General features: G+C 53.0%; 15 protein-coding genes. 5 read left to right on the forward strand and 10 right to left on the reverse strand.

Features of this window, described 5'->3' with window-relative positions:
- Window positions 1–66: 66 nt before the first annotated feature.
- Both ACVL1J_RS14750 and ACVL1J_RS14755 read right to left on the reverse strand, forming a co-directional pair.
- Window positions 67–2,037, reverse strand: a complete 1,971-nt coding sequence (locus ACVL1J_RS14750) for an alkyl/aryl-sulfatase (RefSeq protein WP_341238062.1) — start codon at window positions 2,035–2,037, stop codon at window positions 67–69.
- Between the two features lie 80 nt (window positions 2,038–2,117).
- Window positions 2,118–3,515, reverse strand: a complete 1,398-nt coding sequence (locus ACVL1J_RS14755) for a sodium-dependent transporter (protein WP_341238061.1) — start codon at window positions 3,513–3,515, stop codon at window positions 2,118–2,120.
- A 36-nt stretch (window positions 3,516–3,551) separates the two neighbouring features.
- Here ACVL1J_RS14755 and ACVL1J_RS14760 point away from each other — a divergent pair, with 36 nt between their 5' ends.
- Window positions 3,552–4,187 (forward strand): class I SAM-dependent methyltransferase, encoded by a 636-nt coding sequence (locus ACVL1J_RS14760; protein WP_341238060.1) that lies wholly within the window; start codon window positions 3,552–3,554, stop codon window positions 4,185–4,187.
- Here the strand turns inward: ACVL1J_RS14760 and ACVL1J_RS14765 are convergent.
- On the reverse strand, window positions 4,184–4,384 hold the full coding sequence (locus tag ACVL1J_RS14765) for a heavy-metal-associated domain-containing protein (protein ID WP_341238059.1): 201 nt from the start codon (window positions 4,382–4,384) through the stop codon (window positions 4,184–4,186). The two genes, ACVL1J_RS14760 and ACVL1J_RS14765, sit on opposite strands and share 4 nt — an antisense overlap.
- 124 nt (window positions 4,385–4,508) lie before the next feature.
- Here ACVL1J_RS14765 and ACVL1J_RS14770 point away from each other — a divergent pair, with 124 nt between their 5' ends.
- Both ACVL1J_RS14770 and cueR read left to right on the forward strand, forming a co-directional pair.
- Window positions 4,509–6,740 carry a heavy metal translocating P-type ATPase gene (locus ACVL1J_RS14770; protein ID WP_341238058.1) on the forward strand — a complete coding sequence of 744 codons (2,232 nt, stop codon included), beginning with the start codon at window positions 4,509–4,511 and terminating at the stop codon, window positions 6,738–6,740.
- A 2-nt stretch (window positions 6,741–6,742) separates the two neighbouring features.
- On the forward strand, window positions 6,743–7,162 hold the full coding sequence (cueR, locus tag ACVL1J_RS14775; protein ID WP_491665453.1) for a Cu(I)-responsive transcriptional regulator: 420 nt from the start codon (window positions 6,743–6,745) through the stop codon (window positions 7,160–7,162).
- Window positions 7,163–7,196: 34 nt separating this feature from the next.
- On the opposite strand, the gene ACVL1J_RS14780 is transcribed toward cueR, so the two are convergent.
- Genes ACVL1J_RS14780 through ACVL1J_RS14790 form a run of 3 tightly spaced genes read right to left on the reverse strand, consistent with a single transcriptional unit; the run spans window position 7,197 to window position 12,135 of the window.
- Window positions 7,197–7,796 carry a TetR/AcrR family transcriptional regulator gene (locus tag ACVL1J_RS14780; RefSeq protein WP_159568476.1) on the reverse strand — a complete coding sequence of 200 codons (600 nt, stop codon included), beginning with the start codon at window positions 7,794–7,796 and terminating at the stop codon, window positions 7,197–7,199.
- Complete coding sequence (locus tag ACVL1J_RS14785; protein WP_491665454.1) at window positions 7,780–10,950, reverse strand: efflux RND transporter permease subunit; 3,171 nt, start codon at window positions 10,948–10,950, stop codon at window positions 7,780–7,782. The genes ACVL1J_RS14780 and ACVL1J_RS14785 overlap by 17 nt, the downstream gene beginning before the upstream one ends.
- A gap of 24 nt (window positions 10,951–10,974) precedes the next feature.
- Window positions 10,975–12,135: an efflux RND transporter periplasmic adaptor subunit gene (locus ACVL1J_RS14790; protein WP_341237870.1), complete on the reverse strand. Its 1,161-nt coding sequence runs from the start codon at window positions 12,133–12,135 to the stop codon at window positions 10,975–10,977.
- Window positions 12,136–12,338: 203 nt separating this feature from the next.
- Between ACVL1J_RS14790 and ACVL1J_RS14795 the strand changes: the two genes are divergently transcribed.
- Window positions 12,339–13,625, forward strand: coding sequence for an NAD(P)/FAD-dependent oxidoreductase (locus tag ACVL1J_RS14795; protein WP_341237872.1), 1,287 nt, complete (start codon window positions 12,339–12,341; stop codon window positions 13,623–13,625).
- A 7-nt stretch (window positions 13,626–13,632) separates the two neighbouring features.
- On the opposite strand, the gene ACVL1J_RS14800 is transcribed toward ACVL1J_RS14795, so the two are convergent.
- From ACVL1J_RS14800 to ACVL1J_RS14815, 4 genes are read right to left on the reverse strand one after another with little or no spacing between them, the layout of a single operon-like run.
- On the reverse strand, window positions 13,633–14,364 hold the full coding sequence (locus tag ACVL1J_RS14800) for an SDR family oxidoreductase (protein ID WP_341237869.1): 732 nt from the start codon (window positions 14,362–14,364) through the stop codon (window positions 13,633–13,635).
- The gene (locus ACVL1J_RS14805; RefSeq protein WP_159568480.1) at window positions 14,361–14,624 is read right to left on the reverse strand and encodes a SemiSWEET transporter; all 264 of its coding nucleotides are present in this window, start codon (window positions 14,622–14,624) and stop codon (window positions 14,361–14,363) included. Before ACVL1J_RS14805 ends, ACVL1J_RS14800 begins: the two co-directional genes overlap by 4 nt.
- Complete coding sequence (locus ACVL1J_RS14810) at window positions 14,624–15,577, reverse strand: PA2778 family cysteine peptidase (protein ID WP_341237868.1); 954 nt, start codon at window positions 15,575–15,577, stop codon at window positions 14,624–14,626. The genes ACVL1J_RS14805 and ACVL1J_RS14810 overlap by 1 nt, the downstream gene beginning before the upstream one ends.
- Window positions 15,574–15,957, reverse strand: a complete 384-nt coding sequence (locus ACVL1J_RS14815) for a PA2779 family protein (RefSeq protein ID WP_341237867.1) — start codon at window positions 15,955–15,957, stop codon at window positions 15,574–15,576. The genes ACVL1J_RS14810 and ACVL1J_RS14815 overlap by 4 nt, the downstream gene beginning before the upstream one ends.
- Before the next feature lie 133 nt (window positions 15,958–16,090).
- On the opposite strand from ACVL1J_RS14815, the gene ACVL1J_RS14820 reads away from it, so the two are divergent.
- Window positions 16,091–16,666 carry a hypothetical protein gene (locus ACVL1J_RS14820; protein WP_341237866.1) on the forward strand — a complete coding sequence of 192 codons (576 nt, stop codon included), beginning with the start codon at window positions 16,091–16,093 and terminating at the stop codon, window positions 16,664–16,666.
- The last annotated feature ends 320 nt before the right edge of the window (window positions 16,667–16,986 follow it).

The raw sequence follows: 16,986 nt of genomic DNA on the forward strand, positions 1-16,986 counted from the left end.
TAGGGTTGTTCGGGTTTCCCGGCCAATCGTGGAAACCCGAATATTACTGACACAGCTCAGAATGAATTACGGCGTCACAATGTTGAAATTGCCTGTGGCTTTTTCGAGCATGCCGAAGAACTGACCCAGTTTGATCGTGCTGCCATCGATTTTGGTTTGATCCGAAAACAGCAAGTCGGTGGCGCCAGCTTCACCGGTCATCATGTTCAGAAAGAATGGCTTGCTCAAGGTGAGCGTGGCCGCAGAGTTGTTCTCTGGTTTGCCTGCGCGGTGGTGCAACACACTGTTGTTGATGCGCAGCACGTAGCTTTCCTGTGTGTCTGAAAACACTAAATTAATTTGAATGTCTTCATCCTCGGCTTTCTCGCTGTTCAGTGAAGCCGCCATGGCTTCCAGAAAGCGCTCAGTGGGTGTGTGTTTCAGCATGTCGAGAAATGCCGTGCGTTTGAAGCCTTCTGTGTAACCGCCTTCGCGCAATTCAAGTGCACCCGTCAGGTAAAAATTGCGCCAGGGCGCAGACTCGGCCATGTAGCCCATCTGGTCGAAACTCTTGGCCAACAAGCCTTTGGCGCGTGCGTTCTCGGGTTCTGCGTACACGGCATGTTTCAACAACTCGGCTGCCCAACGGTACTCCCCTTTGTTCACGGCATCTTCGGCCTTGTTCAGCAATGCATCCATACCACCCGCTACATCGACATACCTTTTTGCGGCTTCAACCGGGGGCAGGGGGTTCAAATTGGCAGGGTTGGCATCGAACCAGCCCATGTAAAACTGGTACACCGCTTTGACGTTGTGCGACACGGTGCCGTAGTAACCGCGCCCGCTCAGGAAGCTGTTCAGGGCGGGTGGCATGGCCACTTTTCCCGCGATTTCCGTGGAGGTGTAGCCCGCATTCATGTGGCGCACAGTTTGGTCATGAATGAAGCGGTACACATCGCGCTGTTTTTCCATAAAGCTGCGCACGTTTTCAGCGCCCCACACGGGCCAGTTGTGCTGGTGAAACATCACCTCGGCATCGCCTGCATAGGCAATGGCCTCGTCCATGTAAGCAGCCCACTTCAGGGCGTCGCGCACCTTGGCACCGCGAGGGGTGTACAGGTTGTGCAGCGTGTGACCAAACAGTTCAGCACTGCCGAATGCCTTTAATGTGGGCAGATAAAATACAAATTCTGAAGGGGCCTCGCTACCCGGCACGTTGTGGAACATGAATTCAAGACCATCGAGTACATGGGTTTCCTTGGCTTCTTTCACCACCAGTGTGGGCGGCAATATGCCCACCTTGCCATAGGCCACGGCTTTGCCCAAACCGTTGTCGATCAAGCCTTCAGGGCTGCGTGGCAGGCGCTTGCCGTACATGTAAATGGATCGGCGTGCCATGGCCATGCCCACCAGCAGGTTTTCGCTGGTGGCCTCTTCCATGAAGCCGATGGGTGCCACCACGGGCACCTTGCGTGTAGCAACTTCCTCGGCGCTGAGTACACCCAGTGCACCGCCAAAGTGGTCCACATGGCTGTGGGTAAACACAATGGCAGTCACCGGTTTATCGCCCAAGTGCTTGCGCGCAAAGGCCATGGCTGCGCGCGCAGTTTCCTCGCTGGTCAGCACGTCAACTACAATCCAGCCTTTCTCGCCTTCAATCAGCGTCATGTTTGATAAATCGAAGCCGCGCAACTGGTAAATGCGATCGGCCACTTTGTACAAGCCAATCTGGTTGTTCAGGCTGGCTTGCCGCCACAGGCTGGGGTTCACTGTGCCGGGGGCCTTGCCTTCAATGAAATTGAATTCGTCGTAATCCCAGATCACCTCACCTTCGTCGTTCAAGACTTTGCCAGTGGGTTTGGCGATCAAACCCTTGCGGGCATCGGCATTGTTGGCGGTGTCCACCAAATCTGTGTTCTCGGCAACTTGGGCATGAAATGCCTGCGTGTATTCGCTGGCTGCACTGTTGGGGTCGATGGGAGTGGGTGCCTTGGAACAGGCTGCCAACAGGGCGAGCGCGACCAAAGCAGGGGTAAACCATGCTGTAGGTGATTTCATGCTGTCTCCGGAATATTTTTTGACTCTTCCTATTACAGCATAAAAAGTGGCACTGTGCGTGCCAGTAATCTAGTCGCTCATCAACTGAAGAATTTGTTGGTCGCCGTGATGACAAACACGGTGGCCAGAATGGCAGGGATCCAGAATGCAATGGCGGCATGGGTGTACCGTTCAAGCCAGCCGCCTGAGCCGCCACTGGCCATCTCTGCTGCCATATTGTGGCGCTTCCATTGCCATGTCACGAGCAGACAAATGAGCAGGCCGTTGAAGGGCAGTATGGTGTCGTAAAACACATCCACCAACACATCGAAAAGCGATTTGTTGGCCCCAGCGTAAAACGCAAATTCAGCAAGCCATTTCACCTGCCCAAAAGACAAAGCGCTGAATACGGCACCCACCAACACCCCCGTGATCACCAATGCCAAAGCCTTGTTGCGAGTCTGCCTGCTCTCGGCTTTCAATGCGGCCACGGGTACTTCAATGATGGACACCAGCGAAGTGATGGCCGCCACGAAGGCCAGCAAAAAGAATGTTGCTGCAATAAAGCTGGCCATGGCATAACCAAACTTGGGCACCATGGCCATGAAAATATTGGGGAAGAACGAGAAGATCAAACCCACAGAGGAATCGCTGAGTTCGCTGGGGTTGGTGTTGGGGTAAATGGCGAAAATTGCAGGCAGGGTCATGAGGCCCGCTACCATTGCCACACCTGTGTCGGTGCAAGCCAGCATTTTTGCAGATTGAACCAGGTTGTCTTGTTTGCGCAAATACGAACCATAGGTGATTAAAATGCCCATGCCAAGCGACAGGGAAAAGAAGGCCTGCGACAAGGCACCGTTGACCACGCTCCAGGTAATTCGGTCCAGTTGCGGGGTGAAGTAGAACTTCAAGCCGGCGCTGGCGTTGGGCAGCGTGAGTACAAACACGGCCAAACCGATCAGCATGATGAACAACATGGGCATTAGCAGCCGCGAGGCTTTTTCAATCCCGTCGCGTACACCACCTTTCAGCACCAGAACCACCATGCCAATGACTGCTGCCAGGTAGGCAAATATCCATGGGCTGGTAATAAAACCGCCGAAATATACCGGTGTGGCCAGTTGGTCCAAGCGACCGGAAAGCACCACCAAAAAATATCCCAGTAACCACACAGTGAGCACGGTGTAAAAGACTGCGATCATGAAGGGCGTGATCAGTGACAGCGCACCTGCCAACACCCAGCCCTTGTGCCCTTTGGAAATTTCCCGGAATGCACCCAAAGGGCTTTTCCCCGTGGCACGCCCCATGCTGAGTTCAGCGAGTATGAGCGGAAGGCAAATGGCCACCACGAAAAAAATGTAAAGTAACAGGAACGCGCCGCCACCATTTTTTGCAGCGGCTACGGGAAAACCAACCAGGTTTCCGATACCCACGGCTGAGCCGGCGGCCGCCAGTACAAAGCCGATTTTGGAACTGAACTGATCCGGGTTATTTTGCATGGTGGCCTGTTTTCCTCAATATAAAAAGGACAAAAATTGGGACTGATTGCCGAATTATACGACCGTCATGTGTTGCCGACCTTGCTCGATTTCGCTTGCGGCATGAAAGCCATTAACAGGCAACGCCAAAAAGTGGTGCCCAAGGCCACGGGCAAGGTGCTTGAAATCGGCATTGGCACCGGCCTGAACATGCGCCATTACGATGCAACAAAGGTTGAAAAAATCATTGGCCTGGATCCCGCAATGCAAATGCATCGACTGGCCAAAAAGCGCATTGCGCATACGGGTTTGAGTGTTGAGCTGATGGGCTTGCCAGCCGAGAAAATTCCTTTGCCCGATGCCAGCATTCACACCATTGTGATGACTTACACCCTGTGCACCATTCCCGAACCGGTACAGGCTTTGAAGGAAATGCGCAGGGTGTTAAAGCCTGGCGGTCAATTGCTGTTTTGTGAGCATGGAGTGGCCCCGGATGAAGCCGTGCGCAATACTCAAAACCGTTTGCAACCGGTGTGGGGCAAGTTGGCTGGTGGTTGTCACTTAAACCGCGATATTCCAGCTTTGTTGAAAGCAGGTGGCTTTCAAGTCAGTGAAATTGAAACCATGTATGTGCCAGGCCCCAAAGCATTCACCTACAACTATTGGGGCGCGGCCTATTCTGAAGCCAGTTAGACTTTTATTTGTGCCGGGTAGCCAGCATCGCTGATTGTTTTGGCCAAAGTCGCTGCAGGCAAATTGCTCTGAATCTGAACCAGCTTTTGCGTCAGGTCAATTTGCACTGTCGCGGCCACGTCTTGCGCTTTTACTGCGCGTTCCACATTGGCGGCGCAACCGCCACATTTCATTTTTTCAACTGTAAGTTCAATCATTTCAAGTCTCCGGTTAGTTCAATACAACTGTAGTCTGAACCTTCCAATCATGGTAAGGTCAAGGCATTGACCTTGACATTATGGCAAGGTTGACAATGCTTCAATCAAATCGCAGAGAGCAAGCATGAATAATAAATCATCCAATGCCATTGACATCGCTGTAGGCGGAATGAGCTGCGCTTCTTGTTCTAGCGCAGTTGAAAAAGCCCTGCTGGCCACACCTGGTGTGATCAGCGCCACCGTGAACCTGGCCACCGAGAAAGCACGCGTTCAACTAAGCAAACCAGAATTGCTATCCGCAGTGTTGGCTGCAGTCGAGAAGGCCGGTTATGAGGCCAAGCCAATTCAGGATACGCAGCAGTGGCCTCAACTTGCTGCGGGTGCAACACAAACCAGGCAAACCGACAAAGAGGGGCTGATGGTGCTTTGGGGTGCCTTGCTGACGCTTCCGCTGGTGTTGCCCATGGTGGGCATGTTATTTGACAAGCACCTCATGTTGCCTGGCTGGGTTCAATTGCTGTTGGCCAGCCCGGTGCAGTTTTGGCTGGGTGCGCGGTTTTATCGCGGCGCCTTAAAAGCCATTCAGAACCGAACCGGCAATATGGACTTGCTGGTGGCCATTGGTACATCGGCGGCGTTTGGGTTGTCGGCTTACATGATGGGAGAGGGCAACCCGCATTTGTACTTTGAGGCCTCGTCAGCCGTAATCACCTTGGTGATGTTGGGCAAATGGCTTGAAGCGCGCGCCAAGCGACAAACCACCGCAGCCATCGCAGCCTTGCAAGCATTGCGGCCCGACACCGCCACGGTGATTCAGAACGGGCAGGAAGAGGTCTTGCCAATTGCCAGTGTGGCGGTGGGAATGCGGGTGGTCGTGAAACCCGGTGAGCGGATTCCGCTTGATGGCCATGTACTGGAAGGCGAGGGTCATGTGGATGAGGCCTTGATTACCGGAGAAAGCCAGGCTGTTGAGAAATCGCCAGGTAGTAAAGTGACCGGCGGTGCCGTGAATCTGGATGGACGCTTGTTGATTGAAGTAAGCGCGGTAGGCGCTGAAACCACATTGGCCAAAATTATTCGTTTGGTTGAAGACGCCCAAGCTGCCAAGCCCGATATTCAAAAATTGGTGGACAAAGTCAGTGCCGTGTTTGTACCCGTGGTGTTGGTGATTGCAGCGCTTACATTGCTTTACTGGGTGTTCCTCGCCGAGGGCGGCAATCTTGAATTGGCAATTTTGAATGCCGTGGCGGTGTTGGTCATTGCCTGCCCATGTGCGCTGGGTTTGGCCACACCCACTGCAATTATGGCGGGCACTGGCGTGGCAGCACGGCATGGTATTTTGATTAAAGATGCACAGGCACTGGAGTTGGCCCACCGCATTAACACCGTGGTGTTTGACAAAACCGGCACACTGACCGAAGGCAAGCCTTCTGTGGGCGCCGTGGTGCCACTTAACACCAATGGCTTGGATGATTTGCTGGGCAAGGCCGCCGCCGTGGAGGCTGGCAGTGCTCACCCCTTGGCATCGGCCGTGTTGAACCATGCGAAGGATCAAGGTATTGCATGGCAAGTGGCCATGCAGTTGCAAGACAAACCTGGGCGTGGTGTCAGCGGTATTGTGAACGGCACACGTGTATATGTGGGCACGGCGCGCTGGATGCATGAATTGGGGGTCACTGATTCGGCTTTGAATACGGTTGCAACGGGCCTGCCCGACAATGCGCCCACCCACGCCTGGGTGGCTGAAGAAGACAACGGTCGTGTGGCATTGCTCGGTGCCCTTGGGTTTGGGGATGCATTGAAGCCGGGCGCCCATGCCGCTGTGAAAAATTTGAATACCTTGCAGGTGAAGTCGGTGCTGCTGACTGGCGATTCAAGGGCCAGTGCGCAACGTGTTGCGCAAGCGCTCGGTATCTCAGAGGTTCAGGCCGAACAGTTGCCCCACAACAAGAGCGAGGCAGTGGCGCACTATCGTCAACAAGGCCAGGTGGTTGCCATGGTGGGCGATGGCATCAACGATGCACCAGCGCTTGCTGCTGCCGATGTGAGTTTTGCCATGTCCAGTGGAACCGAAGTGGCCATGCACGCAGCGGACATTACGCTGATGCGGCCTGACCCGGCATTGGTGGCTCAAACCATTGACATCTCCCGGCGCACTTACAACAAGATCAAGCAGAATCTTTTCTGGGCATTTGTTTACAACGCGGTGGGCATTCCCCTTGCAGCCATGGGTTTACTGAACCCGGTGGTTGCGGGTGCTGCCATGGCGCTGAGTTCAGTCAGTGTGGTCAGCAATGCCTTGTTGCTGACACGCTGGAAACCCAAATTGTCAAAACCTGAAACGGTGGAGTCGTGAATATGTACGCTGAATTGACACGCAAGGAATGGTTCACCATTGGTGAGGCAGCCATGGAGTCGGGTATCACCGCCAAAATGATTCGTCACTATGAGCAGGTGGGTTTACTGCCCGAGGCCAATCGCACTGATGCGGGTTATCGACTTTACAACGATCGAGATTTGCATCTGTTGCGTTTTATACGGCATTCCCGAGACCTTGGTTTTTCAATCAAGCAAATCGAAGAACTACTCGGCCTGTGGCAGGACAAATCGCGCCCAAGCCGGGAAGTGAAAAAATTGGCGCAGTCGCATCTGAATGCGCTGGAGTTAAAAATTCGGGAATTGAATGCAATGAAGGCCGAGCTGGAGCGCTTGGTTCATTGCTGCAAGGGTGATTCCCGCCCGGATTGCCCAATACTCGAGGGCTTGGCAGCTGGGTAGCGTTTGAGTGCCTCCGGTGCTTACTGCACCAAAATCAGTTTTGAAGCATCTGTTGAATGACACTTTTCAATACGCGGGCAATGTCGTCAGCTTTCATGTGCGGATCGCGAATGGCCCGAATTTGCAGGCCATCAAACAAGGCCATCAAGATGGTTGATTTCGCAGCAAGGCTGAATTCGCAGGGTGGCGAATCCTTCAATGGCTGAATGCCTTTGATCAGGTGGGTTACCTTTTCACGAATTACCGCGTCGGTGCATTGCACTGTCGCGGCAATTTTTGGGTTTCGTGCCGCCTCGGCCAAAATTTCCGTGTCCAGCTCACTGCGGTCAATGCGCCGTTGTACACCTTCGTCCACCGTGCCAAGCATGGCTTTCAGAATGTCTTTTTCCCCCTGAATTTTTGCAATCCGCTCAAGCGCCTGGTCAAGGTCGCGCTTGACCATGGCTTCAATAATGGCTTCCTTGCTCTGAAAGTAATTGTAGATGTGGCCCGCACTCATGCCGAAGGACTTGGCAATTTCCGACATGCTGGCGCCGTGAAAACCACTTTTTCTGAAACATTCGGCAGCAGCATCCAGAATTTGTTGGCGGCGTAGTTCCGCCTTGCTGGTTGTGGTTTTAGCCTCGTTGATCATTGCTGATTCCTCCCGTTTGGTCGCCGCTTGCCAGGTCGACATTTTCTTCAGCCCGCTTTTTGCCAAACAGGCGAGTCACTATCACGAAGAACATGGGCACAAAGAAAATACCCAACACGGTTGCAGAAATGGTGCCACCCAATACACCGGTACCAATCGCATTCTGGCTGCCTGAACCTGCACCTGTCGAAATGGCCAAGGGCACTACACCCAGGCCAAAGGCCAGTGAGGTCATGATGATGGGGCGCAAGCGCATGCGCACCGCGTCGAGTGTGGCCTCCAGCAAATCACGGCCCTGGTCGAATTGCTCCTTGGCAAACTCAACAATCAAAATTGCGTTCTTTGCGGACAAACCCACCGTGGTCAGCAAGGCGACCTGGAAGTAAACATCGTTGGCCAAGCCGCGGCCGCTGGCCGCCAGCAGGGCACCCACTACGCCCAAGGGCACAATCAGCATGACTGCAAATGGGATGGACCAGCTTTCGTACAGCGCAGCCAAACACAAGAACACAATCAACAATGACAATGCATAGAGTAGGGGGGCTTGCGAACCGGATTGCCGCTCTTCGTATGACAAACCTGTCCACTCAATGCCCATGCCCTCTGGCAGGTTTTCAGCAATCGCTTCCATCGCATCCATGGCGTCGCCCGAGCTCATGCCTGGTGCCGCCTGTCCTTGAATTTCAACCGCAGGCAAACCGTTGTAACGCTCAAGGCGTGGCGATGCCATTGACCATTGAGCGGATGCAAAATTGGAGAAGGGCACCATCTCGCCATCGTTGTTACGCACGAAGAATCTGTTCAAGTCCTCGGGCAACATGCGGAAAGGTGCATCAGCTTGCATGTACACGCGTTTCACCCGCCCCCTGTCCAGGAAGTCATTGATAAAGCTGCCGCCCCAGGCCGAGGTGAGTGTGTCGCTAATTTCCGCAACACTCACACCGAGTGCACCCGCCTTGGCATTGTCAATATCGAGTTGGTATTGCGGTGTGTCGGCGGTGGCGTTGGGTCGAACGCCAGCCAGCACCGGGTTTTTCGCGGCTTCGCCGATCATGCTGTTTCTGGCCTGCAGCAAGGCATCACGTCCCAGCCCTGTGCGGTCTTGAATGAACAAATTGAAGCCAGATGCATTGCCCAATTCCCGAATGGCCGGTGGTGCAAATGCAAAAGCTTGTGCTTCAGGCCAGCTTGCAAATTCTTTGGATGCGCGTTGAACGATGCCTGCCGCAGAGTTTTCTTTGCCGGGACGCTCGCTCCAGTCACGCAGGCGCACAAAGCCGATACCCGAGTTTTGGCCTGTGCCCGAGAAACTGAAACCTGCCACGGTGAACAGGGATTTCACGTTGTCGCCTTCCTGGTTCAGGAAGTAATCTTCCATCTTGGCCAGCACTTGCAGGGTTTGTTCTTGGGTAGCACCTGCGGGTAATTGCACCTGCGTGAAAAACACACCTTGGTCTTCGTCGGGCAGGAACGAAGTGGGCAGGCGGGTGAACATGAAGGCCGCAACCGCCAGCAAACCACCGTAAATAATCAGGTAGCGCCCCGACTTGTGCAGCATGCGCCCCACCATGCCTTGATAGCGCGCATTGCTGGAATCAAATTTACGGTTGAACCAGCCAAAGAATCCTTTTTTATCTTGAGCATGACCCTTCTCAATCGGCTTGAGCATGGTGGCACACAGTGCAGGTGTCAGTACCAACGCCACAAGCACTGACAAGGCCATGGCCGATACAATCGTGATTGAAAACTGTTTGTAGATGACACCGGCTGAGCCTGGGAAAAACGCCATGGGTACGAATACAGCCGACAGCACCAAACCAATACCCACCAATGCACCGGTAATCTGATCCATCGATTTTCGTGTGGCCTCCAAAGGCGACAAACCTTCTTCTGCCATCACACGTTCCACGTTCTCAACCACCACAATGGCGTCGTCTACCAGCAAGCCAATGGCCAGTACCATGGCGAACATGGTTAGCGTGTTGATTGAAAAGCCGAATACTGAGAGCACCGCAAAGGTACCCAACAACACCACGGGCACTGCGATGGTTGGAATCAGAGTGGCGCGGAAGTTTTGAAGGAACAGGTACATCACGAGGAAAACCAGAATGATCGCCTCAATCAGTGTTTTAACCACGCCTTCAATCGAGATCTTCACGAATGGCGTGGTGTCATAGGCGACGTCCCATTCCATGCCCTCCGGAATCAGGGGAGTAATTCGCTCCATTCCTGCAATCACAGCCTCTGCTGTATCAAGCGCGTTGGCACCGGAAGCCAGACGAATACCGATGCCCGAGGCGTTGCGACTATTCCAGCGCGGCAAAATATTGTAGTTTTCACTGCCGTAGTCAATTCGCGCAACATCTTTCAGGCGCACGGTTGCACCATCTTCAGTGGTTCGTAAAATAATCTGCTCGAAGTCTTTTGGTGTTTCCAGCAAGGTCTGTGCGGTAATTGTGGCCGTCAATGATTGGCCTTTCACCGCAGGGGCTCCCCCCAGCTCACCGGCTGAAACCTGTGCATTCTGGGCCCGCACTGCGTTGCGAATATCGCCTGGCGTTACCTTGAACTGGTTCATCTTGTCTGGGTTCAACCAAATGCGCATGGCATAAGGACTTCCGAATACCTGTACTTCACCCACGCCGCTGACCCGGCTGATGGTGTCTTGTACGTTGGTGGTAATGAAGTCGGCCAGTTCCGTTGAAGTGTAGGCACCATCGACAGCGGTAAAGGCAATCACCAGCAGGTAGCCTGCTGCACTTTTGGTGACCTGAATACCCTGGCGTTGCACGGCATCGGGCAACAAGGGAACCGCCAAACTCAATTTGTTTTGAACTTGAACCTGTGCAATATCCGGGTTGGTGCCGGGCTCGAATGTGAGCTCAATTCGCAGTCGGCCAGTCGAGTCGCTGGTGGACTTCATGTAGCGGAATCCATCCAGACCGGTCATGCGTTGCTCAATCACCTGGGTGACCGAGTCTTGCAGGGTTTCAGCAGAGGCACCGGGGTAGGTGGCCTGAATGGTGACAGCAGGCGGCGCAATGGCGGGGTACTGCGCAACAGGCAAACTGAAAATGGCCAGCGCACCGGCCAGCATGATGACAATGGCGATCACCCACGCAAAAATGGGGCGATCAATAAAAAATCGGGACATGCTACTACTCCTGCCAGGCGTTGTTTACTTGTTCTCGGAGTCGGAAAGGACTTCAACTTCCTGACCGGCGCGAACTTTCTGGATACCTTCAACAATCAGGCGATCACCTGCCTGAAGGCCCTCGGCGATCAGCCATTGGTCGCCAATGGCTCTGGCGGTTTCTACACTTCGTTTTTCGACTTTGTTGTCCTGACCAACAACAAACGCTGATGGCGCACCGGTTGCATCACGCATGATTCCTTTTTGCGGAACCAGAATGCCGTTTTCGCGGATGCCTTCCTCAAGCGAGGCCCGCACATACATGCCGGGTAACAATTGTAGTTTCGGGTTGGGGAATACGGCGCGCAAGGTCACGGTGCCGGTGTTTTGGTCCACGGTCACATCGCTGAATTGCAGCTTGCCCTCTTGGGCATAGCTCGATCCGTCCTCCAGTTTCAATGTCACTTTGGCAGCGTCTTTTCCGGCGCTTTTCAGCACACCACTTTCCAGGTCACGTTTTAGCTGCAGTAATTCACTGGTCGATTGCGTCAAGTCAACATAAATTGGGTCGAGCTGTTGAATGGTGGCCATGGCATTGGCTTGCCCCTGCTGCACAAGCGCACCGGGGGTAATGCTTGACCGGCCAATTCGGCCACTGATGGGTGCGGTTACCTTCGTGTAGCTCAGGTTGATTTGAGCAGACTGAACCGCAGCTTTGGCTGAGGCCACATCGGCTTCAGCCTGCTTCAGTGCGGCAAACGCATCGTCACGTTCTTGCTGGCTGACTGCATTGAGTTTTGCCAGCTCTTGAAAGCGGTCGTTGCGAATTTTTGCACTGGTCCGGTTGGCCTCTGCTTTTTCAAGCATGGCTTTGGCGCTGGCGTATTCGGCTTGGTAGGTGGAAGCATCAATTTGATACAGGGAGGTACCGGCTTTTACATCGCCACCTTCCTGAAACTGACGCGCCTTGATGATGCCGTTGACCTGTGGGCGAACTTCGGCGATCAGGTACGGGCTGGTTCTGCCTGGTAATTGGGTGTACAGCGACACGGGTTTGGCCGCTACTTCAAAAATTCGAACTTTGGGCAATGCCGGCGTGGCCGCAGCATTTGCACCGCCTTCTTGACTGCCGCAGCCAGCCAGAGTTAACGTGCCAACAGTCAATAAAGCGCTGGTGGCTAGCGCCATTTTTCTTTTAATAATCATGGTACTACCTCGATATAAGCAATGCGGAAACAGTGTGTAGACAAGATGGCTGAATGAACGTTCATTTTTTCATTGAAGAAATTGTATGTCAATTCAGGGTAAACACCTGAGCAGGAACGGGATTTGCTCCAAAGCCATGTTGGGTTTCTAATGTGACAACAGCCTTCTATTTCAGGGAGAACTTTTTGGACCTTTCGTCAATCATGATTGTGGGTGGTGGTGCAGGCGGCCTGGAGCTGGCCTGCAAGTTGGGGCGAAAGCTTGGTCCAGACCGCGTTACCTTGGTCGATGCCAAGATGTACCACATCTGGAAGCCCTCGCTGCACGAGGTTGCAGCCGGTACGCTGGACATTCATCAGGAGGGTTTGTCCTATCCAATGTTGGCCCACAACAATGGTTTTAATTTTGTACTGGGTGCCATGGAAGGTTTGAATGGTCGTGACAGACAGGTTGAAATTGCAGCGGTTCGGGACGATGTGGGCGATGAGGTATTGCCCAGGCGCGTGTTGCAGTTTGGAACGCTTGTGATTTCTGTGGGCAGTCAATCGAATTATTTCGGCGTGAAAGGCGCGCAAGACTTCACCATTTCTCTGGATGGGCCGCAACAGGCCGAGAGTTTTCGCCTGAAAATGCTCAAACACTTGGCAACACTTGATTTGCGTAAAAAACTCGATCCGTCTGCAAGCCTGGACATTGTCATTATTGGTGCCGGTGCCACAGGCGTTGAGCTGGCCGCAGAGTTGCGCGAGGCCAGCCATGTGCACAGCCGTTATGGATTTAGCCGGATTGATGCTGCACGCGATGTGACCATTACCATTCTGGAAGGTGCGTCCAGTATTTTGCCCGTGCTACCCGAGAGCGTGTCCAGCGCAGCCTTGCGCCTTTTGGAGCAACGACACATTACGGTAGTCAACAACTGCAGGGTGGTTGAAATTTCATCCAAACAGGTAGAGGACGCCAGTGGCAATCGTTACAAGGCCGATTTGTGTGTGTGGGCCGCCGGTATTAAAGCACCCGCGTGGCTGGCCAATTTGGGTTTGCCAGTGAACCGCAACAACCAGCTGGAAGTGGAGGGCGATTTGCGGGTGAAAGGCGAGCAGCACATTTTTTCGCTCGGCGATTGCGCAGCCTGTGTGCAACCCGACGGCAGCATGGTGCCACCACGCGCCCAATCGGCGCACCAGCAGGCCGACTACATTTACAAAACAATTTTGAATGCAGAACGTGGCAAAGTCGCGCCCGGGAAACCCTATTTGTACAAAGACCATGGTTCGCTGGTGTCGCTGGGTTCGCGCAGTTCAGTGGGCAGCTTGATGGGTGGCTTGTTCAAGGCCAGCAGCATGTTTGTGGACGGTTTCTTTGCGCGCAGCATGTACGCAAGCTTGCACCTGATGCACCATTACGCGGTGCTTGGCGGCCTGAAAACATTCTTGTTGGCCATGGCTCGCTTTCTGTTGAAGCGTGCCACACCGTTGGTGAAGCTGCATTAAAACTGAATCAGTGGGCGCGCAGATCATCAACGGCAAGTTTGCCGAAGTTCGGGCTCAACAGGTAGTGCACCAACTGCTCACCTGTTGTTTCCGGGCTGCTCAGCGAGTTGGTGTTTTTTAACTCGATGAAACGTTGTTTGTTGGGAAACAGCAATTCATCCGTTTCCCGAATTTGTGTTTGCATGCCAGTGTCGATGACGCCGGGTGCCAGGCTGCAAATGGTCACATTTGGGCTTTGGTCTTGTTGAACCGCCTTTGCATGCATGTCGAGTGCTGCCTTGGTGGCGCAATACACCGACCAGCCAGGGTAAGCGCTTTGCGCGGCCCCACTGGATACATGCAGTATTCGTAGTTTTTGATGGCTTTGCATTTTTTGGGTGAGCAAGGCGCTCATGGCCAAAGGCACGGTGACATTGAGTTGTACGCTGCGAGAAATATCCAGCGTTGCCTGTGAACCCAGGGGGCCGATCGGAGACACCAGTCCTGCATTGTTGATCAACAGCAGTTGTGTTGTATTTGCAATGAAATCATTCAGATCACGGCTGGATTCCAGCCAATCAAGAGAGGCTGAATTGGCCAAATCAAGGCTTATTTGCTGCAAAAGCGTGGGGTATTGCAGTTCAAGCGCATCGCATTGTGAGCGGGAAATGCCCAAAACTGCATGCCCCCGTTCCAGCAATGCACGTGCAATACCCAATCCCAACCCTTTGCTGTGACCCGTCAAGATGGCTTTGATCATGGTTTTTGATTCAGTTTCAGAAACAGGATAGAGCTGGCCAGCAGCAAAGTAACAGCATTGGCAACCACGACAGGCCATTGTTGCACCAACAAGCCGTATACCAGCCAAAACAGCACACCCAAACAAAAACACGCGTACATGCCCAAAGAAATGCTTCGGGTGTCGCGTGTTTTCCAGCAATACACCACCTGTGGAATGAATGAAAAGGTGGTCAGTGCTGCTGCCAGAAAGCCCAGTGTTTGGGCCCAATCAATTTGCATCAGTCAACCTGGATTTTCTGGGCTGTTTCTTTGTAGGCAGCCAGGCGCCCACCACCAATGGCAATGGCCTTGTTGATCGCTGCACGGGCTTCATTCTTGCGGTCCAGCTTGATCAATGTTTCGGCCAGGTTGTTCCAGGCGTCTGCCATGTCGGGGTACACACCCACCGCCTTGCGGTAGTGTTGCTCGGCTTCAACATAATTTTTGGCGCTGTAGGCCAGGTTGCCCAAGCCAAAGTGAAACCACGGTTCGGTGGGCCATGCTCTTGCGCCTTGCTGGTAGGCTTGGCCGGCTTTTTCAGGGCTGGAGCGCTCAAGTGCAACGGCCGAATTCAAGTAGCCTTGCGCATTCACGTAGGCGGGTGGCTCAACGGTGGTTTTAATCACCGTGAAGCCCCAGTTCTCGGAACGTTCCCAAAGTTTCAGGAAAGTCGCCACAGGGATCAGCTCACGTTCTTTGGGGCCGGATCGTAAAATTATGTTGTTGCTGGCAGGCTCGTAACCGATTACCACGGCGTAATGCCACTGTGGTGCAATGGGCAATGACAGATTCAGCAAAACCACCACTGGCGCGCCAGCATTCAGGGCGTTAAACAGCGCGGGTAGTTTGGGTTCTATCTGGTAGCTCAAGTAGCCCAAGCGGCGTGGTGCGGCCAGCATTTCAAGTTGCAAGCTGCCTTGGCGACCCGGCAAATAAACCAGTTCAGCCAGTTTGTTGGGTTCAGTGTTTTCACCGGCGTGGTTAAGCACCATGGCCAGTGTGGATGGGCCACAATAAAACTCTTCCTGCGCGAAAAACGGCACATTTTTGAGTTCAACAGGGGCTTGAGTCTGGACGGTATTTTGAAGGTCTTGCGGGACTGTTGGCAAAATTGAACAAGAGGCCAACAGCCCTACAAGTACTGCTGAACCCGCCAAGCGGGTCCAGCCGGTACTAGAAAAACTTAATTTCATCGAACGGAACGGGTAAACGGGAATACCTTGGTCAATCCAAGAATGTCGGTTACCAACAAAATAATGAAGACAGTAAATAGTACACCAACAATGCCGGCACCTGCAGGTGCGTTTTCAATGTGAGCTGCCAGTTTCTGTGCTTCTTCTTCGGTCATTGAATCAACACGGGCCTTGGCTACCTCTGGGCTTACGCCATGAGATTGCAGGGCTTTGGCGATGTCTTCGCGATCAAAGAATTGCTTGAGTTCAGAGCGGTCTTGCTGGTGCATGGCCACTGCTTCCTCAGTGCTCACGATCGCTGCGTGGGCAGGTGCCACGATAAAGCTGCTTGAAAAGCTCAACAAAACTGCCATTGCCGTTGCGCGCATAGTTTTAGTCATTTTATTACTCCATCATTCTTGTGTGTGGGAAAGACCATCATAGAGTTAAACAAGCTTTATTGCTCGTTTATTCCGAGTCAACCAAACGAGGGTCGAAGCGTTTTAGTTGACATCACCGCAAGGAGGATTTGTGATGAAAACTCGATTGTTCAGAATTTTTTCGGCCAGTTTTGCTGTTTTGACTGGTCTTGCTCTGGCTCCCATGCAGGCGCATGCCGTCAATATATCAATTGGCGTGGGTGGGGAAGTGCTTCCCGGCGTGTATGGGTCTGTCAATATTGACAATGGGCGCTACCCGGCATTGGTGTACGGCCAGCCTTTGATTGTGACTCGCCCTTCGCGGATCCTGGCGCCAGTCTACTTGCACGTGCCACCCGGACATCTCAAGAAGTGGGGTCGTTACTGCGGTCGCTATGACGCCTGTTCACGCCCTGTGTATTTTGTAAGGTCTCGTGACTACTACGACTTCAGCCCGCGCTACATTGAACAGCGATATGTGTATCGGGACCGCATCACCTACGTGGACCGCGGTGGCTATGATCGCCGTGACCACTACGACCGCCGCGATTACGACCGCCGGGACTATGATCGCCGTGAATACCGTCGCAACGACGATCGACATGATCACCGTGGGCATGGTGGTAAACACTGGAAAAATGACAACCGTGGTCATGGGCACGGAAAACATGGCCGAGGCCGGGATGATTAATCTGTAAGTTTTAAGTTTTGTTTTGCCTCTTAAAGCCGGCTTTATAGTCGGCTTTTTTTATGGTCTCCCGGATTGAAATAACAAATAAATCATTAAAAGAGCATCTTGTTTATAAGTAAAAAACTGACACAATATTGGTGTAATTCTTTTCAAGCAATTGTTTGGTAGAATTTGATTTAGATATTGCGATAATCTTTATCTACTTGAAAGATAAGTGAAATATTTTTCGTTTACCCAAATAAAAGGGTAAAATTGATCCTATTCATTCCTATTGTTCTCAGTGTTGAATGGCAAAGTGCTTAGGTAGTGTTGTTAACCCT

Source organism: Limnobacter sp. G6BE5S (genome assembly GCF_058448965.1).